Genomic DNA, 611 nt, shown 5'->3' with positions numbered 1-611 from the left:
GTAACCCAACCTCGTCGCCAACGTCGTGATTTACGCAAGAAGGTTCGAGTTGAGGAAAATTCAGTTGATACACCAATTTCCGCATCAATCGAAGAGCAGCCTGTTGTTGAAAAAACACCAGAATTTGTGGCAAGTGAAGTTTCTGTTGTTGATACAGAGAATGAAAAATCTCCTGAACGCCAAGATAATTACCGTCAACGCCGTTTACCACGTCATTTAAGAGTGAGTAACCAAAGACGTCGCCGTAATACAGAAACAAAATCAGCAATGCCTTTATTTGCTGCGGTTGCATCTCCGGAGTTAGCGAGTGGTAAAGTTTGGATTGATCCTAATGCAATTACTCCAAAAAATAACAACTTCTTATCTGTCGATGAATTGTTACAGCAACAATCGCAACAAGAAGAGATCGAAGTTGTTATTCCAGCTAGCGAAATCTTAATGGATAGTAAATCTGATGATGTTAAACCTTTAAGCAACTTTGTGAGCCAGCCGGCAAATGAAGCAGTTGAGAAGAAAGTTCAGGAATCCTTACAGCGCTTAACACAAGATGTAGCGGAAGAAGTTTCTACTGTTCAATCTTGTGAAGCTGTTGAAGAAGAGCCAGTGGTTAA

1 protein-coding gene is annotated in these 611 nt (G+C 40.8%); it reads left to right on the top strand.

The window, feature by feature from the left end:
* A partial coding sequence (locus EII42_RS12150) for a hypothetical protein (RefSeq protein ID WP_199729888.1) occupies positions 1 to 611 on the top strand: 611 nt, incomplete at both ends.

Origin of the sequence: Tessaracoccus sp. OH4464_COT-324 (genome assembly GCF_003932855.1) — a bacterium.
Classification (GTDB): Bacteria; Actinomycetota; Actinomycetes; order Propionibacteriales; family Propionibacteriaceae; genus Arachnia.
The sequence above is the reverse complement of the archived record's forward strand: the minus strand, read 5'-3'. Positions and strand labels throughout refer to the sequence as shown.